The organism is Rhizobium sp. P1_E1, from assembly GCF_056406015.1.
The window spans coordinates 1-15,401 of the sequence record NZ_JBFUAY010000066.1; the positions used below are offsets into that span (position 1 = coordinate 1).

14 protein-coding genes are annotated in these 15,401 nt (G+C 61.1%); 7 read left to right on the plus strand and 7 right to left on the minus strand.

What is annotated here, in order from left to right; all coding sequences use genetic code 11:
- The 5 genes from AC1D1Z_RS20900 to AC1D1Z_RS20920 form a co-directional block, all read left to right on the plus strand.
- A partial coding sequence (locus AC1D1Z_RS20900; protein ID WP_477851632.1) for an adenylate/guanylate cyclase domain-containing protein occupies positions 1-747 on the plus strand: 747 nt, incomplete at its 5' end.
- 178 nt (positions 748-925) lie between these two features.
- Complete coding sequence (rpsU, locus tag AC1D1Z_RS20905) at positions 926-1,138, plus strand: 30S ribosomal protein S21 (protein WP_003585885.1); 213 nt, start codon at positions 926-928, stop codon at positions 1,136-1,138.
- A gap of 134 nt (positions 1,139-1,272) precedes the next feature.
- Complete coding sequence (locus AC1D1Z_RS20910) at positions 1,273-2,142, plus strand: tetratricopeptide repeat protein (RefSeq protein ID WP_018446048.1); 870 nt, start codon at positions 1,273-1,275, stop codon at positions 2,140-2,142.
- 447 nt (positions 2,143-2,589) lie between these two features.
- Positions 2,590-4,245, plus strand: coding sequence for a sensor histidine kinase (locus AC1D1Z_RS20915; RefSeq protein ID WP_018243582.1), 1,656 nt, complete (start codon positions 2,590-2,592; stop codon positions 4,243-4,245).
- 100 nt (positions 4,246-4,345) lie between these two features.
- Positions 4,346-4,828, plus strand: a complete 483-nt coding sequence (locus AC1D1Z_RS20920; RefSeq protein ID WP_018243583.1) for a DUF992 domain-containing protein — start codon at positions 4,346-4,348, stop codon at positions 4,826-4,828.
- 88 nt (positions 4,829-4,916) lie between these two features.
- On the opposite strand, the gene AC1D1Z_RS20925 is transcribed toward AC1D1Z_RS20920, so the two are convergent.
- From AC1D1Z_RS20925 to AC1D1Z_RS20950, 6 genes are all read right to left on the minus strand, one after another.
- The gene (locus AC1D1Z_RS20925) at positions 4,917-6,311 is read right to left on the minus strand and encodes an NAD(P)(+) transhydrogenase (Re/Si-specific) subunit beta (protein ID WP_018243584.1); all 1,395 of its coding nucleotides are present in this window, start codon (positions 6,309-6,311) and stop codon (positions 4,917-4,919) included.
- 6 nt (positions 6,312-6,317) lie between these two features.
- A complete protein-coding gene (locus tag AC1D1Z_RS20930) occupies positions 6,318-6,716 on the minus strand; it encodes a proton-translocating transhydrogenase family protein (protein ID WP_003542949.1) in 399 nt (132 codons plus the stop codon).
- Complete coding sequence (locus AC1D1Z_RS20935; RefSeq protein ID WP_130653060.1) at positions 6,716-7,864, minus strand: Re/Si-specific NAD(P)(+) transhydrogenase subunit alpha; 1,149 nt, start codon at positions 7,862-7,864, stop codon at positions 6,716-6,718. The genes AC1D1Z_RS20930 and AC1D1Z_RS20935 overlap by 1 nt, the downstream gene beginning before the upstream one ends.
- Positions 7,865-8,019: 155 nt before the next feature.
- Positions 8,020-8,244 (minus strand): aa3-type cytochrome c oxidase subunit IV, encoded by a 225-nt coding sequence (locus AC1D1Z_RS20940; RefSeq protein WP_018243586.1) that lies wholly within the window; start codon positions 8,242-8,244, stop codon positions 8,020-8,022.
- A 244-nt stretch (positions 8,245-8,488) separates the two neighbouring features.
- On the minus strand, positions 8,489-9,241 hold the full coding sequence (locus AC1D1Z_RS20945; RefSeq protein WP_003542957.1) for an N-acyl amino acid synthase FeeM domain-containing protein: 753 nt from the start codon (positions 9,239-9,241) through the stop codon (positions 8,489-8,491).
- Between the two features lie 142 nt (positions 9,242-9,383).
- The gene (locus AC1D1Z_RS20950) at positions 9,384-11,687 is read right to left on the minus strand and encodes a putative bifunctional diguanylate cyclase/phosphodiesterase (RefSeq protein ID WP_026230607.1); all 2,304 of its coding nucleotides are present in this window, start codon (positions 11,685-11,687) and stop codon (positions 9,384-9,386) included.
- A 329-nt stretch (positions 11,688-12,016) separates the two neighbouring features.
- Here AC1D1Z_RS20950 and AC1D1Z_RS20955 point away from each other — a divergent pair, with 329 nt between their 5' ends.
- Positions 12,017-12,556, plus strand: a complete 540-nt coding sequence (locus AC1D1Z_RS20955; RefSeq protein ID WP_047622406.1) for a TRAP transporter small permease subunit — start codon at positions 12,017-12,019, stop codon at positions 12,554-12,556.
- A 21-nt stretch (positions 12,557-12,577) separates the two neighbouring features.
- Positions 12,578-14,071: a TRAP transporter large permease gene (locus tag AC1D1Z_RS20960; protein WP_477851633.1), complete on the plus strand. Its 1,494-nt coding sequence runs from the start codon at positions 12,578-12,580 to the stop codon at positions 14,069-14,071.
- Positions 14,072-14,155: 84 nt separating this feature from the next.
- Here AC1D1Z_RS20960 and AC1D1Z_RS20965 read toward each other — a convergent pair whose 3' ends face one another.
- The gene (locus AC1D1Z_RS20965; RefSeq protein ID WP_018243590.1) at positions 14,156-15,262 is read right to left on the minus strand and encodes a TRAP transporter substrate-binding protein; all 1,107 of its coding nucleotides are present in this window, start codon (positions 15,260-15,262) and stop codon (positions 14,156-14,158) included.
- Between the last annotated feature and the right edge of the window lie 139 nt (positions 15,263-15,401).

The window sequence follows — 15,401 nt, forward strand, 5'->3', positions numbered from 1 at the left end:
GTCGTCCATACCGAGCGCAAGCGTCTGACGATCTTCTTCTCCGACATCAAGGATTTCACGGCGACCACCGAGCGTCTGCAGCCGGAAGCCCTGACGGAGATGCTCAACGAATATCTGACCGAGATGTCGAACATTGCCCTGGAGCATGGCGGCACGGTGGACAAGTTCATCGGCGACGCGATGCTGGTCTTCTTCGGCGATCCCGAAACCAAGGGGCCGGAGGAGGACGCGAAAGCGTGTTTGCGCATGGCCGTCGACATGCAGCGCCGTCTCGGCGAACTCAAGGACAGATGGCGCAGAAATGGCACAGAAGAGCCTTTCGTCGTCCGCATGGGAATCAACAGCGGTTATTGCAACGTCGGCAATTTCGGCAGCAGCGACCGCATGGACTATACGATCATCGGGGCGGAGGCCAATCTCGCAGCCCGGCTGCAATCGATCGCCCAGGGAGGAGAGATTGTCATCAGCTATGAAACCTTTGCGCTGGTGAACGAAATCGTCGACGCCCATCCGCTGCCGCCGATCACGATGAAGGGCATACAGCGCGAGATCGTGCCCTATGCAGTGGATGGGCTGACCCTCGGTGCGGACCACAAGAGCCGTGTTCTCAGCGAGCATCTCTCGGGCCTTGACCTGCATCTGGATATGAGCCGGCTGGAGCCTGCCGACCGCCTCCGGGTCAGAACCGCTCTCAAGGAGGCAATTGCCGCGCTGGATGAAGCTGCGCCCGAACCGGCCCGATCATGACCGGATATCAGGCGAAGCGTGATTTTTCCGCCGCCGCCCATATCCCGTCTAGACTTCCCGTACCCAATCTGCTATTTCGCATCACCAATCGCAAGGCCCCGGCCGCGCGAACGTTATTGTTTTGCCTCTGGCCGCTGCGCCGCCTCCGGCATCAACCAACCAAAGGAACGTGATTCTCGTGCAGGTACTTGTCCGCGATAACAATGTTGATCAGGCTCTCCGCGCTCTCAAGAAGAAGATGCAGCGCGAAGGCATTTTCCGCGAAATGAAGATGCGCGACTACTACGAGAAGCCGTCGCAGAAGCGTGCTCGCGAGAAGGCCGAAGCCGTTCGTCGCGTTCGCAAGCTGGCCCGTAAGCGCGCCCAGCGCGAAGGTCTGGTTGCACGCTGAGCGTTTCCGTCGTTTTTTCGACGTTTTCAGATGCATTGTGGCGGGGGCGATGGGTTCGCCGCCGCTTTTTTAGTTTGCCGCTGAAGATCGCATATCCGCGCACCGGATATGCCGCATGGGGAAAGCGAGCCCGAATGGCTGTCAACACCTTCAATCCGTCCCGCGCTTTGCGCTTGCAGAAAACGGCATTCCTGCCCGCTTTGGCGCTGGCGGCAATGTTCGGCCTCGCCGGCTGCGAGACGACCAATACCTCGGATGCCGTGATCCGCATCGATAAGGCGCAGGGTTCGGAAGAGAATATCGCTTCCCTGACGGCGGTTATCAACGCCAATCCGAGGGATCCGGAAGGTTACAACGTCCGTGGTTCCGCCTATGGCCGCGCCGGCCAGTTCCGCCCGGCGCTGAACGATTTCAACACGGCGCTGCAGATCAATCCGCGGTTTTTCCAGGCTTATGCCAACCGCGCTCTCGTCTATCGCAATATGGGCCAGCAGGCCCAGGCGATTGGCGACTACAATGCCGCCCTGCAGATCAATCCGAGCTACGATGTCGCCTATATCGGTCGCGGCAATGTCTACCGGATGGCCGGCCAGGACGATCAGGCTTTCAATGACTTCGACAAGGCGATCCAGCTCGGCACCACCGATGGCCGCGCCTATCATAATCGTGGCCTGATCTATCAGAAGCGTAATCAGCAGGATAAGGCAATCGACGATTTCTCGAAAGCGATCTCGCTCGCGCCGAATTCACCTGAGCCCTATAATGGCCGCGGCATTTCCTATATTGCGCTGAACGACGACGACAACGCCTTTGCCGATTTCAATCATGCGATCGAGCTCAACGGCAACATCGCCGAATCCTGGGCCAACCAGGCGCTCGTCTACGAACGCCGCGGCGACAAGGCAAAGGCCGCCCGGTCCTATCGCCACGCGATCGGCCTCGACCCCAAATACCAGCCGGCTCGCGACGGCCTTGCCCGCGTCGGCGTCGCCCCAGCCGGCTAAAGATATAATTGGGCGGCCCTGAGCATCGGGCGGCCCGCAACCGCCACCTGCCGGTCGCACCACCCATCGGACGCCGGCAAAGGCCCTGATGATTCAATCGAATCTTCCGGCTCTGGATATCATCGAGGTGATATCGTGCCACGCCAGGCAGTGGAAGCGACGTGGCGCAAAGGCGGCGCACCGACATTAAGACGAGACGCCGAAAAAGCGTCCGTCGTCGTCGATGCCTGTCATAGTATGTTGCAACCTGCTCTTGCTCCCCCTAACATGGACCTGCTTCGATAGCCCGCTATCGAGCGGTCGAACACGTGTTGGGGGCGATTTGCGAGAGATGCGGATCTTTGCTGTCCTGGCCGCAAGCGAAAACCGTTGCGGGCCACGCGCATTACAGCGCCGCGAGTCTTTTCAGAGGCGCAAAGGGCGCTGTAACATTTTGAATTGCGACAGATGAAGATCGTCGCGCTGTTCTTTCCGAAAGCCTCGATCGGAACCTACCTCGTCGCCATGGCGGTGGCGATCGCACTGCCGATCTTCGCCTTCGTGGCGCTGCTTCTGCTACAGCTGGAGGACAACCAGCGTTCGACGCTGAAGCGCGAGACGGCCCAGGATGCGCTTGCCCTTTCACGCATCATCGACCGCCAGCTTCAGGACATGGCGACGACCCTGCGGCTGCTTTCGAGTTCGCCCGAGCTTGAAAACGGCAATCTCGCCTCCTTCCACGAGCGCACGGAAACGGCCCTCAGAGACAACACGCTTTTCGTCATTGCCGTCGACCGCACCGGCCAGCAGCTGTTGAACACGCGTCGGGCGTTCGGCACGCCGCTTGGCAAGACGGCGAACATGACAGCCCTCGAAGCGGTCATGGCTTCTGGTCGCATCGAGGCATCAGACGTCTTTCGCGGCCGGACCAGCGGCGAATGGGTCTATAACGTCACCCTGCCACGGAAGAATGATCCGGTCGCGGCCCTTATCATCACGCAGGACGCCAAGGATCTGGGCAAGCTCGTGACCACCGAGGGCCTTGCGCCCGGCTGGTCGGCCGCCGTCATAGATGAGAGCGGCCACGTCGTCGCGGCCACCGGCCCTGCCAACCTCGAACCCGGCACGCCCTTCGACCCGCGCATTCTGCCGGCGCTCACCGTGTCCCGCGGCGTCTTCCAAGACGAGACAATCCTGCCGCACATGCTCCTCGGTTATGCCCAAATTCCCGGTTGGTCGTGGAAGACGGTGATCTGGGGACCGATCGCCCAGGCATCGATCCTCAGCACCTGGCGTTTCCTCATCATCGGCGGCGTGGCACTGGTGCTCGTCGCCGTGCTAGGCGCTTATGCCGTCGCAAGACAGGTGCGCACCACCATCCGCGATATCGCCGACATGGCGAACCGCATGGGCGAAGGCCATATCGTCTCGCCAGTCGAGACCAGCGTCATCGAGGCGAACCAGGTGGCGATTGCCCTTTCGAATGCCTCTTTCGATCGTAGCCAGACCGAGGACCGGCTGCGTTTCGTCATGCACGAGCTCGTCCACCGCACCAAGAATCTTCTGACGCTTGCCCAGGCAATGATGCGCCAGCTCGCCAAGCAGTCCGACAGCGTCGAGTCCTTCCGCGCCGCCGTCGCCGACCGGCTCGAGGGTTTGGTGCGTTCGATCGAGCTCCTGACCAGCGAACAATGGGGAGGCGTGTCGCTGCGGCGGGTCGTCGACATCCATCTGCAGGCCTTCCCGCAATCGCGCGAGCAGATCGACATCAGCGGCAAAGACTTCGTGCTGAAGCCGGATGCCGTGCAGAATCTCGGCCTCGCCTTGCATGAACTCGCCACCAATTCGGTAAAATACGGCGCGCTCTCCGTACCGCAAGGCCGGGTCCGCTTCGCATGGCGCGACCTCAAGGAGGAAGACAAGCCGGATGCCCTGCTCCGCTTCACCTGGGAAGAGCAAGGCGGCCCGCCGGTCACGGAGCAGCCATCGCGCTCGGGCTTCGGCACGACCGTTATCAAAGCCCATGCCGCCTCCGCCTTTCGCGGCACGGTTGAGATCGATTTCCGGCCCGAAGGCCTGTTATGGGTACTGACGGCGCAGCGCGCCACGCTGGAGCGGGAATAGAGCGCCGCGCGTCTCTTCAGACGCGTTAAGTTTGAATCCGCGCCCGGAACATTCGCTACCTCCACCCGTTTCGGACAGGTCGTTCCAAAGGAGAAAGACCATGTTCAAGCAAACGATGATCGCAGCCGCGGCACTGACGGCCGCTGCCTGGGGGAGCCCGGCGGGCGCGGAAAACTATGTCACGCTTGGCCGTCTTGTCTGCGGATCGGATGGCGGCCAAGGTCTGATCGTCACCTCGCAGAAGAACCTCATCTGCACCTATACGCCGGCGGCCGGCGGCGCCAAGGCGGTCTATGCCGGCAAAATCGAGAAATTCGGCCTCGATATCGGTCAGACCGGCAAGAGCGTCATGATCTGGCAGGTGCTGGCAAAGACCGGGACGGATATTCCGCAATTCGCCCTTGCCGGCGAATATTACGGGATCGGTGCCGATGCGAGCATCGGTGCAGGGGCCGGCGCCAAGGTCATCGCCGGCGGCAATAACAAGGCCTTCATGCTGCAGCCATTGAACGTCCAGGCTCAGGAAGGCCTGAACCTGGCGATCGGCGTCGAAAAGATGACGCTCGTGCCGGGGGAGACCTGACGAAAGCGGCCGGCCCGGCCAAGGCAGACTGCCGTGGCCTGCCGCATGAATCAAACAGCCGCCCGAAGGGCGGCTGTATCTGCGTCGATCAGTGCGCGATCGCCTTGTTGATATCCTCGGTCATCTTCTTCGCGTCACCGAGCAGCATCATCGTACCGTCCTTGTAGAACAGCGTATTGTCGATGCCGGCATAACCCGAGCCGAGCGAGCGCTTGACGAAGAGGCAGGTCTTTGCCCGGTCGACGTCGAGGATCGGCATGCCGTAGATCGGCGAGGTCTTGTCGTCGCGCGCCGCCGGATTGGTGACGTCGTTGGCACCGATGACATAGGCGACGTCGGCCTGGGCGAATTCCGAGTTGATGTCCTCGAGCTCGAAAACCTCGTCATAGGGAACATTCGCTTCGGCGAGCAACACGTTCATGTGGCCGGGCATACGGCCCGCCACGGGGTGGATCGCATATTTCACCTCGACGCCGTTCTTCTTGAGATTGTCGGCGAGCTCGCGCAGCGCATGCTGGGCCTGGGCGACCGCCATGCCATATCCCGGCACGATGATGACCTTCGATGCGTTTGCCATCAGATAAGCCGCATCCTCGGCCGAGCCGAGCTTGACCGTCCTGTCTGATGTGTCAGGTCCGCCAGACGCCGTCTCGCCGCCGAAACCGCCGAGGATGACGGAGACGAAGGAACGGTTCATACCCTTGCACATGATGTAGGAGAGGATCGCGCCGGAAGAACCGACGAGCGCGCCCGTGATGATCAGCGCCAGATTGCCGAGCGTGAAGCCGATGCCGGCCGCGGCCCAGCCCGAATAGGAATTCAGCATCGAGACGACGACCGGCATATCGGCCCCGCCGATCGGCACGATCAGCAGAACGCCGAGCGCCAGCGACAGCGCCACGACGGCCCAGAAGTCGAAATGGCTTTCAGTGACGGCAAGCCCGATGATGAAGAGCACGATCAGCACCAGCAGGCTGGCATTGATCACATGCCGATAGGGCAGCAGGATCGGCTTGCCGGACATGCGTCCGTCAAGCTTCAGGAAGGCGATGATCGAGCCGGTGAAGGTCAGCGCTCCGATTGCCACGCCGAGCGCCATCTCGATGCGCGCCTCGGTGTGGATGTGGCCGATCTCGCCGATGCCGAAGGAAGCAGGCGTGTAGAGCGCGGAGGCCGCGACCAGCACGGCGGCAAGGCCGACCAGCGAATGGAAACCCGCGACGAGCTGCGGCATCGAGGTCATGGGGATGGTGCGGGCGACATAGGCGCCGACGCTGCCGCCGATGGCAAGGCCAAGGATGATCAGCACGAAGCCGCCGAAATTCGGGGTCGCCAGCACCAGCGTCGTCAGGATCGCGATCCCCATGCCGATCATGCCGTAGAGATTGCCCTTGCGGCTGGTGGCCGGATGCGACAGGCCGCGCAGCGCCAGGATGAAGAGCACGCCGGAGACGAGGTAGAGGAAGGCTGCGATATTGGTCATCAGTCCTCACCGGTCCTTCTTGCGGTACATGGAAAGCATCCGCTGCGTGACGAGGAAGCCGCCGAAGATGTTCACCGAGACGAGCACGAGAGCCACGAAGCCGAAACCGGTCGCAAGCCCGCTGGTCGAGATGCCGACCGCCAGGAGCGCGCCGACGACGATGACGGAGGAGATCGCATTGGTGACGGCCATCAGCGGCGTATGCAGCGCCGGCGTCACCGACCACACGACGTAATAGCCGACGAAGATCGACAATACGAAGATGGCGAGCTGGAAGACGAAGGGATCGATCGCCCCGCCGGTCGCAGCACTTGCCGCTTCCGGTGCCTGGGCCGCCGCCGTGATGACGGCGGTCACCGCCTGGTCGAGCTGCTCCAGCGCTCTGTCCATTGCTTCACTGGCCATCAGATGTCTCCCTTCTTCGCGCCGCCGAAGGCGGGATGAACCACGTCGCCGGCATAGGTCAGCATCGTCGCCTTGACCAGCTCGTCGTCGAGATTGACGACGACGCTCCGGGTTTCCTTGTTGACCATCGTCTCGAGGAAGGTGACGAGGTTCTTGGCGTAGAGCGCCGAGGCGCTGGCCGCAACCCGGCCCGGCATGTTGGCGAAACCGATCACCCTGACGCCTTCGATATCGGCGATCTCGCCGGGGACGACACCCTCGATATTGCCGCCGCGCTCGACCGCAAGGTCGACGGCGACCGCACCTGATTTCATCGAGGCGAGCATGGTGTGCGAAACGAGCCGCGGCGCCGCACGACCGGGGATCAGCGCGGTGGTGATGACGATATCCTGCTTGGCGATGTGTTCGGCGACCAGAGCCGCCTGCTTCGCCTGATAGTCGGCGGACATTTCCTTGGCATAGCCGCCGGCCGTTTCCGCCGCCTTGAACTCCTCGTCCTCGACGGCGATGAACTTGGCGCCCAGCGAGGCGACCTGCTCCTTGGCGGCGGGCCGAACGTCAGTGGCCGAGACCGCCGCGCCGAGGCGGCGCGCGGTCGCGATCGCCTGAAGACCCGCGACGCCGGCGCCCATGACGAAGACCTTGGCGGCCGGCACGGTGCCGGCCGCCGTCATCATCATCGGCATGGCGCGGTCATAAACCGCCGCCGCCTCGATGACGGCCTGGTAACCGGCGAGATTGGCCTGGGACGAAAGCACATCCATAGACTGGGCGCGGGTAATGCGCGGCATCAGTTCCATCGCGAAAGCCGAAAGCCCCGCGCTTGCCAAAGCCGCGATCGCTTCGTCATTGCCGTAGGGATCCATGATGGCGATGACGACCGCGCCGCTTTTATAGCCGGAGATTTCCGATCCGCTGGGCCGGCGCACCTTCAAGACCACGTCGGCGGAGGCTGCATCCGCAAAAATGCCGATCCTGGCACCCGCGGCCTCGAATTCTCCGTCCGGAATGCGTGAAGCTGCACCAGCAGCGGCTTCGACGATGACGTCGAAGCCGAAACTCTTCATCTTCTTCACGGTCTCGGGGGAGGCGGCGACACGTGTCTCCTCGCCCGTGATTTCCCTTGCAACGAAAACGATATTGCCCAACTGCCCCCTCCTCCGGGTCAGCCAGACCGCCGCAGGCTCCCCTGCGCGGGCCAAGCATCTAATTCACAAAGCTTCAGAGAAGCTCTCCTCCCCTCAGAGCGCCGTGCGTCCTTTCGGACGCACAAAGGACGCTCTGACCCTCTGAATCCACGCGGTCAGCGGAACAGGAAGATGCCGGCGGCGAGAAGAATGATGAAGACGAAGAGGCCGCCGAGAAGGCCGGCGCCGCCGAAGAAACCGGCGGTCATCGCAAGCAGGAGGACGATGAGAAGCATCGAGCCGTATTTCGCGCCGGCGATGAACATGTCGTAGGTCTTTTCATGTTCTTTGTAATCCATCGGCGCGCCGGTCTCGACCGGTCCGGTATGATGTTCGGCCATAAATATCGTCTCCCTGAAATGCCTCTGCGCTGCCTAATTTCCCTCTAGGCGAGGGAAATCCCTACGTGCAGGGATTACACAATGACAGGCAAAAGCGCAATGCATGAGAATGCCGCAGGCGCGTGTGGCAACCGCCATGTCAGAGGCCCGGAATATGACCTGAGGACGGCCGATATCGCCTGCGTCCGCCGTCCACGTCATTTTGCCTCGGCGAAGATCTCTCGCCGTCGGGGACGAGGGCAAATTACAGCGGCAGGTCGGTGCCGAGTTCGCCTTGCGGCACGAAACGCGCCGTCGGAATGATGGTGAGCGGCGGCAAGGTGTCGTTGGGATTGCGCGAAAACATCATGCGCTGCTCGCTGGCGCTGGAGATGAAGAAGGGATAGCGCGTCAGCAGCTTTCGTCCGACCTCGATCACATTCGTCGCCATCAGCGTCATGTCGATCCCGTAATTTTTCGCCAGCCGGCCGGGCACGACCGTATCGGCATAAAAGACCCGCTTGTAGAAGGCCGCATGCGGCGGCCGAACGAATTGAAGAACGCGGTCGGCACGGAAATACGCCGCCGCCACGATGGTGGGCCTCAGCGTCAGATAGGGAACCCACGGCAGATCGGCGGTGAGCTCGGGGTCGGCTGCGAAACGCGCCGGATCGATCAAGGTCAGCCCCGCATCCAGAAGTTCATCCATCGCCTCGGGAAAGGCGCCACCGGACTGACTGAGACGATGTTCCGGTGTCACATAATGAACCCGGATCGTACTGACCAGTTCCCCATAATAATACAGACCGAAGATATAGGCGTGGCTATCGAAATCGCTGTCGTCCAGCAGCCCTTTCGGGGCGAGCGCCAGCACGTCATGGGCCTTATAGGCCTTGTAGCGCAACCGTTCTACCTGCTCCATGTCTTCGCTGCTTTCGACGCGGCGATACTCGACATGATCCAAAACTTCCAAAATTTTTGTGCTGAAATCACTACGCTTGAACAGTGTCTCTGACATTTCTCGATCCGCTCGTTAACGGATCATTAATCATACGCCAGCAACATTTAGGCAAGGAAATCCGATAATTTCGGCCGTTTTTAAATCGTTAAGGTTAACGCGGAACGCGCTCTTCAGGGGGAAAACTGTCCGTTGAGACCGCTCAGGCGACCTTGCTGCGGCGGCGTTGCACGACGCGGCGGCCGATGCCGTGTTGCAACAGCGGGATATTCTGGGAAGGCACCGGCGGCGAGAAAACGTAGCCCTGAACAAGATCGGCGCTGCGGTGCTTGTTGAGCAGTGCGAGCTGTTCCTCGGTTTCGACGCCTTCGATGACGATCTTCAGGCCCAGTTCGCGAGCGAGATGGACCGTGCCGCGCAGCAGCTTCAGGCGGCGGTTATCCTCGACGATGTTGCGCACGAAGGAGCGATCGATCTTGACGATATCGAGCGGCAGCGTGTCGAGATAGCTGAGGCTGGAGAAGCCGGTACCGAAATCGTCGATAGCGATGGTGATGCCGCGGGCCCTGAGCTCCGCCAGGATGGCGCGCACGGCCGCCGGCTCGTCGATCAGGCAGCTTTCGGTGACTTCGAGATGCAGCCGCGCTGCGTCGAGGCCGGAATGGGCAAGTGCTTCGGCGACCACCGAAAGAATATCGGCATCGCGCAGATCCCGCGCCGAGAGATTGACCGAGACGGCGATATGTTCCGGCCAGTTCATGCATTCGCTGCACGCCTTGAACAGGACGAAGCGGGTGATGTCGGAGATGATGCCCATATCCTCGGCGAGCCGGATGAAGACGTCGGGCGGAATCGAGCCCTTCTCCGGATGAACCCAGCGCGCCAGCGCCTCGGCGCATTCGATCCGCGAGCCGTCGGACCGGAACATCGGCTGGAAGGCGAGATGCAGCGCCTGCGCCGAGACCGCATCGCGCAGATCCGCCTTCAGCTTCTGCTGCTCGATATAGCGGCCATCCATCTCCCGCTCGAAGCCTGATATGCCGCCCTTGAAGCGCGACTTGCTTTCAAACAGCGCCAGATCCGCCTTGACGCTCCATTCATCCATCGCAAACGCGGCACTTTCGAGAATCGCGTAGCCGGCGCTGAGCGAAACCAGGAAGGTCAGCTCGTCGACCGCGTAATTGCCCTGGATTGCGGCGTGCACGCGGCGGATCTCGACGTCGAGCGAAGCCGGTTCCTTGGCATGCGGGAAGAACAGGATGAACTGGTCTCCCATCAACCGGCCGAGGATGGCGTTCCCGGAGGCCTGCTTGATGCGGGCGGCGATGGCGCAGAGCAGGTGGTCGCCCGTAACGTGGCCGCGCATGTCGTTGACATGTTTGAATTCGTCGATATCGAGGACCATGAAGCCGAGCGGCCCGGACTTCCTTTGATGTTTGGCGAGATACTCCTGCACCAGCTGGCCGAAATATTCGCGGTTCGGCAGGCCCGTCAGCGCATCAAAGCGAACCATGTGCATGATCTTCTGCTCGGCCTTCACCCGGCTGGACACGTCCTCGAAGATCAGCACGGCGCCGCCGTCGGCCCTTCGGCTCGCGGAGAATTCGAGCGACAGGCCCTCGGGGAAATGAATGAGCGTCCGCGATAGGTTACCTTCGGCCACCTGGGTGAGCTGGCGCAGAATGAGCTCCGGCTGCGAGGCGTCCATGAAGCTGTAGCGCGCACCGTAGCGCAGCACGGCGCCAAGTTCGCGATCCTTCAACCGCTCCGGCGCACCGATCTTCAGAAGCTCGCAGGCCTTCCGATTGACGACCTGAATACGGTTTTCGGCATCGACCATGACCAGGCCATGCGGCATGTTGTTGAGCGCCGTGTCGAAGCGGTCGGCGATGATGGTGATTTCCCGGCGCGCGATGACATTCTCATAGAGGAACTCGCGCACGCCGTTCGCCATGGCCCGCGTCGTCAGCCAGAACGGAATGAGGAAGATCGACAGCAGGCCACGATAGAAATCCAGCGCCAACAGGCTGCAGACGATCATCGGCAGACAGCAGGAGAAGGTCTGGAGGTCGACCGCCAGGCGCGAACCGTAATTGCGGCCGACAACGGAAACCATGGTCGCCATGGTGACGGCAATGCAGGCAAGTTCCGCAAAGGAATCGTGGACCACGAAGATGGCGTATCCGCTGGCGATGCCAAGCAGCGCGGTGGTGCAGGCCGCACCGGCAACCAGGATCCTTTCCCAACGCTCGATCCCGACGTGCGACAGGCTCTCCTTGTCGACGCGATCGAACTGCCGGAAGACGACCATGCGAACGCAGAAGACCAGGAGGAAGGCGACCGACAGCAGGATGTAGACGAAGGACTGCGTCTTGGCAGCAACGGCAAGGCAGGTCGCAACATGCACGATCACGCCAGCAAGCAGCGTCATGCGGTTCCCGGAAAGGGAACTCACAAACGACAGATACACATCTAAAGGGACCCTGTTCGGGTTATCTGGCTTCATCCACACTTTCCCTGTGCGCGGGAATTCTAAGCCCAACCCTTTAAAAATTGATTTCAATGGAATCAAACATTTGGTCAAATTTTCTAAAACCATAGGATGAACCGCACAGCTTACGCGCGTCAATACAGCCTACTGGCGAGATTATTGAAATAATTTATCCACGCCTGGGTTGTCGAAATATTTGATGGCCATACCGCGGGGCCGGTGCATCTAAGACTATACTCCAACGCGAGGCATTTATCCTTCCAATTTCAAAGGCCGTGGTCTACATCGATTGCAAGAGGGAAAAGCTGCCGGAAAACCGGCAGGACAAGAACAAGGGGAGGCGAATGTCGGTACTTCTGGCAGCAAGCCGGCTGATCGATTCGATCAGTCAGTTCATGGGCAAAATTTCCGAATATATGGTGCTGTTCTGCTGTCTGATCAGCGCCGGAAACGCCATCGTCCGCTATGCCTTCAACTACAGTTCGAACGGCTGGCTTGAGATCCAGTGGTATCTCTTCGCCTTCGTCGTCATGCTCGGCGCCTCGCATGCGTTGCGCAACAACGAGCATGTCCGCGTCGACCTGATCTATGGTTCGGTTTCCGACAGGGCGAAGATCTGGATCGACATCGTCGGCCTCATCCTCTTCCTCCTTCCCGCATGCGTCTTCCTCACCTGGATCTGCTGGCCGTTCTTCGCACTGTCCTACCAGCAGGGAGAAATATCGGGCAACGCCGGCGGGCTCATCCGATGGCCCGTCAAGCTGATCCTCGTCGCCGGCTTCGCGCTGCTTTCCCTTCAGGGGGTTTCCGAACTGATCAAGCGGATCGCAGCCGTTACCGGCCATATCAGCATCGATACAAAATACGAAAAACCGCTGCAGTAGCGCGGGCTGGGAGAAACGGACTTGTTTGATTTCGGCATCATCCCGCCGGCCATGTTCCTGGGCATGGTCATCTTCATGCTCTACGGCTTTCCGGTCGCCTTTTCGCTCGCCGCCGTCGGCCTGTTTTTCGGCATCGTCGGCATCGTCACCGGCCATTTCGGCGAAGTCTTCCTGCAGGCTCTGCCGCTGCGCTTCTTCGGCATCCTTTCCAACGACCTCCTGCTCGCCATCCCCTTCTTCACCTTCATGGGCGCGATACTGGAGCGCTGCGGGCTTGCCGAGGATCTGCTCGAAGGCACCGGCAAACTCTTCGGCGGCGTTCCCGGCGGCCTCGCCTATGCCGTCATCCTCGTCGGCGCCGTGCTGGGCGCGATCACCGGAACGGTTGCCGCCTCCGTCATCACCATGGGGGTGATCTCGCTGCCGATCATGCTGCGCTATGGCTACAATCCGCGCCTTGCCACCGGCGTCATCGCCGCCTCGGGCACGATCACCCAGGTGATCCCGCCCTCGCTGGTGCTCGTCGTTCTTGCCGATCAGCTCGGCAGGTCGGTCGGTGACATGTATCTCGGCGCGATCGGCCCCTCGATCCTGCAGGTGACGATCTTCGTGCTCTTCATCCTGGTGTTGTCGATCATCAGGCCGAAATCGATGCCGCCGCTGCCGAAGGAGGTGCGCGGCGACTTCAACTGGGCGCTGCTCGTGAAAGTGCTGATGGGCATGGTGCCCTCGATCGTCCTGATCTTCCTGGTGCTCGGCACGATCTTCATGGGCCTTGCGACGCCGACAGAGGCAGGCGCGCTCGGTGTCGTCGGCGCGATGCTGCTTGCCGCCATGAACCGGCGCCTCACCTGGCCGCTGATCCGCGAGGCCATGGCATCGACCACGCACATCACCTCCATGGTGGTGATGATCCTGATCGGCTCCACCTGTTTCAGCCTGGTTTTCCAGGGCATGGACGGCTCGCGCTGGATCGAGCACATGCTGTCGGGCATTCCCGGCGGCCCGGTCGGCTTCCTGATCTTCGTCAACATCTTCATCTTCGTGCTCGCCTTCTTCCTCGATTTCTTCGAGATCGCCTTCATCGTCATCCCGATGCTCGCACCGGTCGCCTCCAGTCTCGGCATCGACCTGATCTGGTTCGGCGTCCTGATCTGCGTCAACATGCAGACGAGCTTCATGCACCCGCCCTTCGGCTTCGCGCTCTTCTACCTGCGCTCCATCGCCAGCAAGGACGTCAAGACCTCGGATATTTACATGGGTGCTCTCCCCTGGGTCGGCATGCAGCTGATCCTGGTGGCGATCGTGATCTTCTGGCCGCAATCGGTAACCTATTGGCTGGATCACGGTCCGAAGGTCGACCCGAACTCGATCAAGATCGAAGTCCCGGGCTTCGGCGGCCAGCTCGGCCTGCCGCCGATGGGCGGCGGCGGCAATGGCTCACCGCAGATCCCCGGCCTGACCCTGCCGCCACTGAACGGCCTGCCGGKAGCACCGCCGCCACCGGCAAAATAGTCCAGCAAAAACAAAACCCCGGACGGAAATCCGGGGTTCTGGCATCGCATTCGTCTGAAGCGCCGAGCCTGCCGGCGGAAAGCCTTAAAGCTTCCCGGCCCGCTGCTGGATCATCATGAACGTGTCAAAGGTGTATTCCGACAGCTGCATCCAGAGATAGGCATCCCGCTTGAAGGCGGTCTGGTCGTCGTAGATCTTCTTGAAATACTGGTTCGTGCCCGAGATTTCGCTGTAGATGCCCGTCGCCGCCTGGAAGCAGGCTTCCATGATCTCTTGACTGAACGGGCGCAGCGTCGCGCCTTCCGCCACCAGCTGCTTCAGCGCGGTCGGGTTCTTCGTGTCGTACTTCGCCAGCATGTTGGTGTTGGCGAAAGCGCAGGCGTCAGTCAGCGCTGCCTGATAATGCTTGGGCAGGCTGCTCCATTTTTCGAGATTGAAGAACCCATGCACCGTCGGGCCACCTTCCCACCAGCCGGGATAATAGTAGTACTTCGCCACCTTGTGGAAGCCGAGCTTCAGGTCGTCGTAAGGGCCGACGAATTCCGCCGCATCGATCGTGCCTTTTTCCAGCGCCGGATAGATGTCGCCGCCGGCGATCTGCTGCGGGATGACGCCGACCTTCTCCATGACGCGGCCGGCGAGACCGGCAATACGCATCTTGACACCCTTGAGGTCATCGAGCGTGTTGATTTCCTTGCGGAACCAGCCGCCCATCTGCGCACCGGTATTGCCTGCCGGCAGCGCATACATGCCCTGTGTGGCATAAAATTCGTTCATCAGCTTATTGCCGTTGCCTTCATAGTACCAGGCATTGGTCAGGCGGCTGTTCAGCCCGAACGGAATGGCCGTTCCGATGGCATAGGTCGGGTCCTTGCCGACAAAATAATAGGAAGTGGTGTGGGCTGCCTCAACCGTACCGGCGGCAACGGCATCGACGGCCTGCAGGCCGGGCACGATTTCACCGGCCGCGAAGGGCTGGATCGTGAAATTGCCGTCCGTCGCGGCGGCAACATGCTTGGCGATATCCTCGGCTCCGCCATAGATCGTATCCAAGCTCTTCGGAAACGACGACGTCATGCGCCACGCGATCTTCGGATTCTCCTGCGCGATCGCAGGCGCTGCCAATGCCGTTGCGGCAACCGCACCGGCGCTGGCGGTTCCCGCCTTCTTGAAAAACGAACGACGATCCATCAAAAACCTCCCATATAGATGACACTGCGCGGCCAATCTCACCCCTACCCGCAGCAAGGGCAAAGCTAAGCATGGCGCAAGCCGCGATTCAAGCTTTAGTCTATTAGCCTTTGGCATCAAGACGGCAATAAGGCAACGC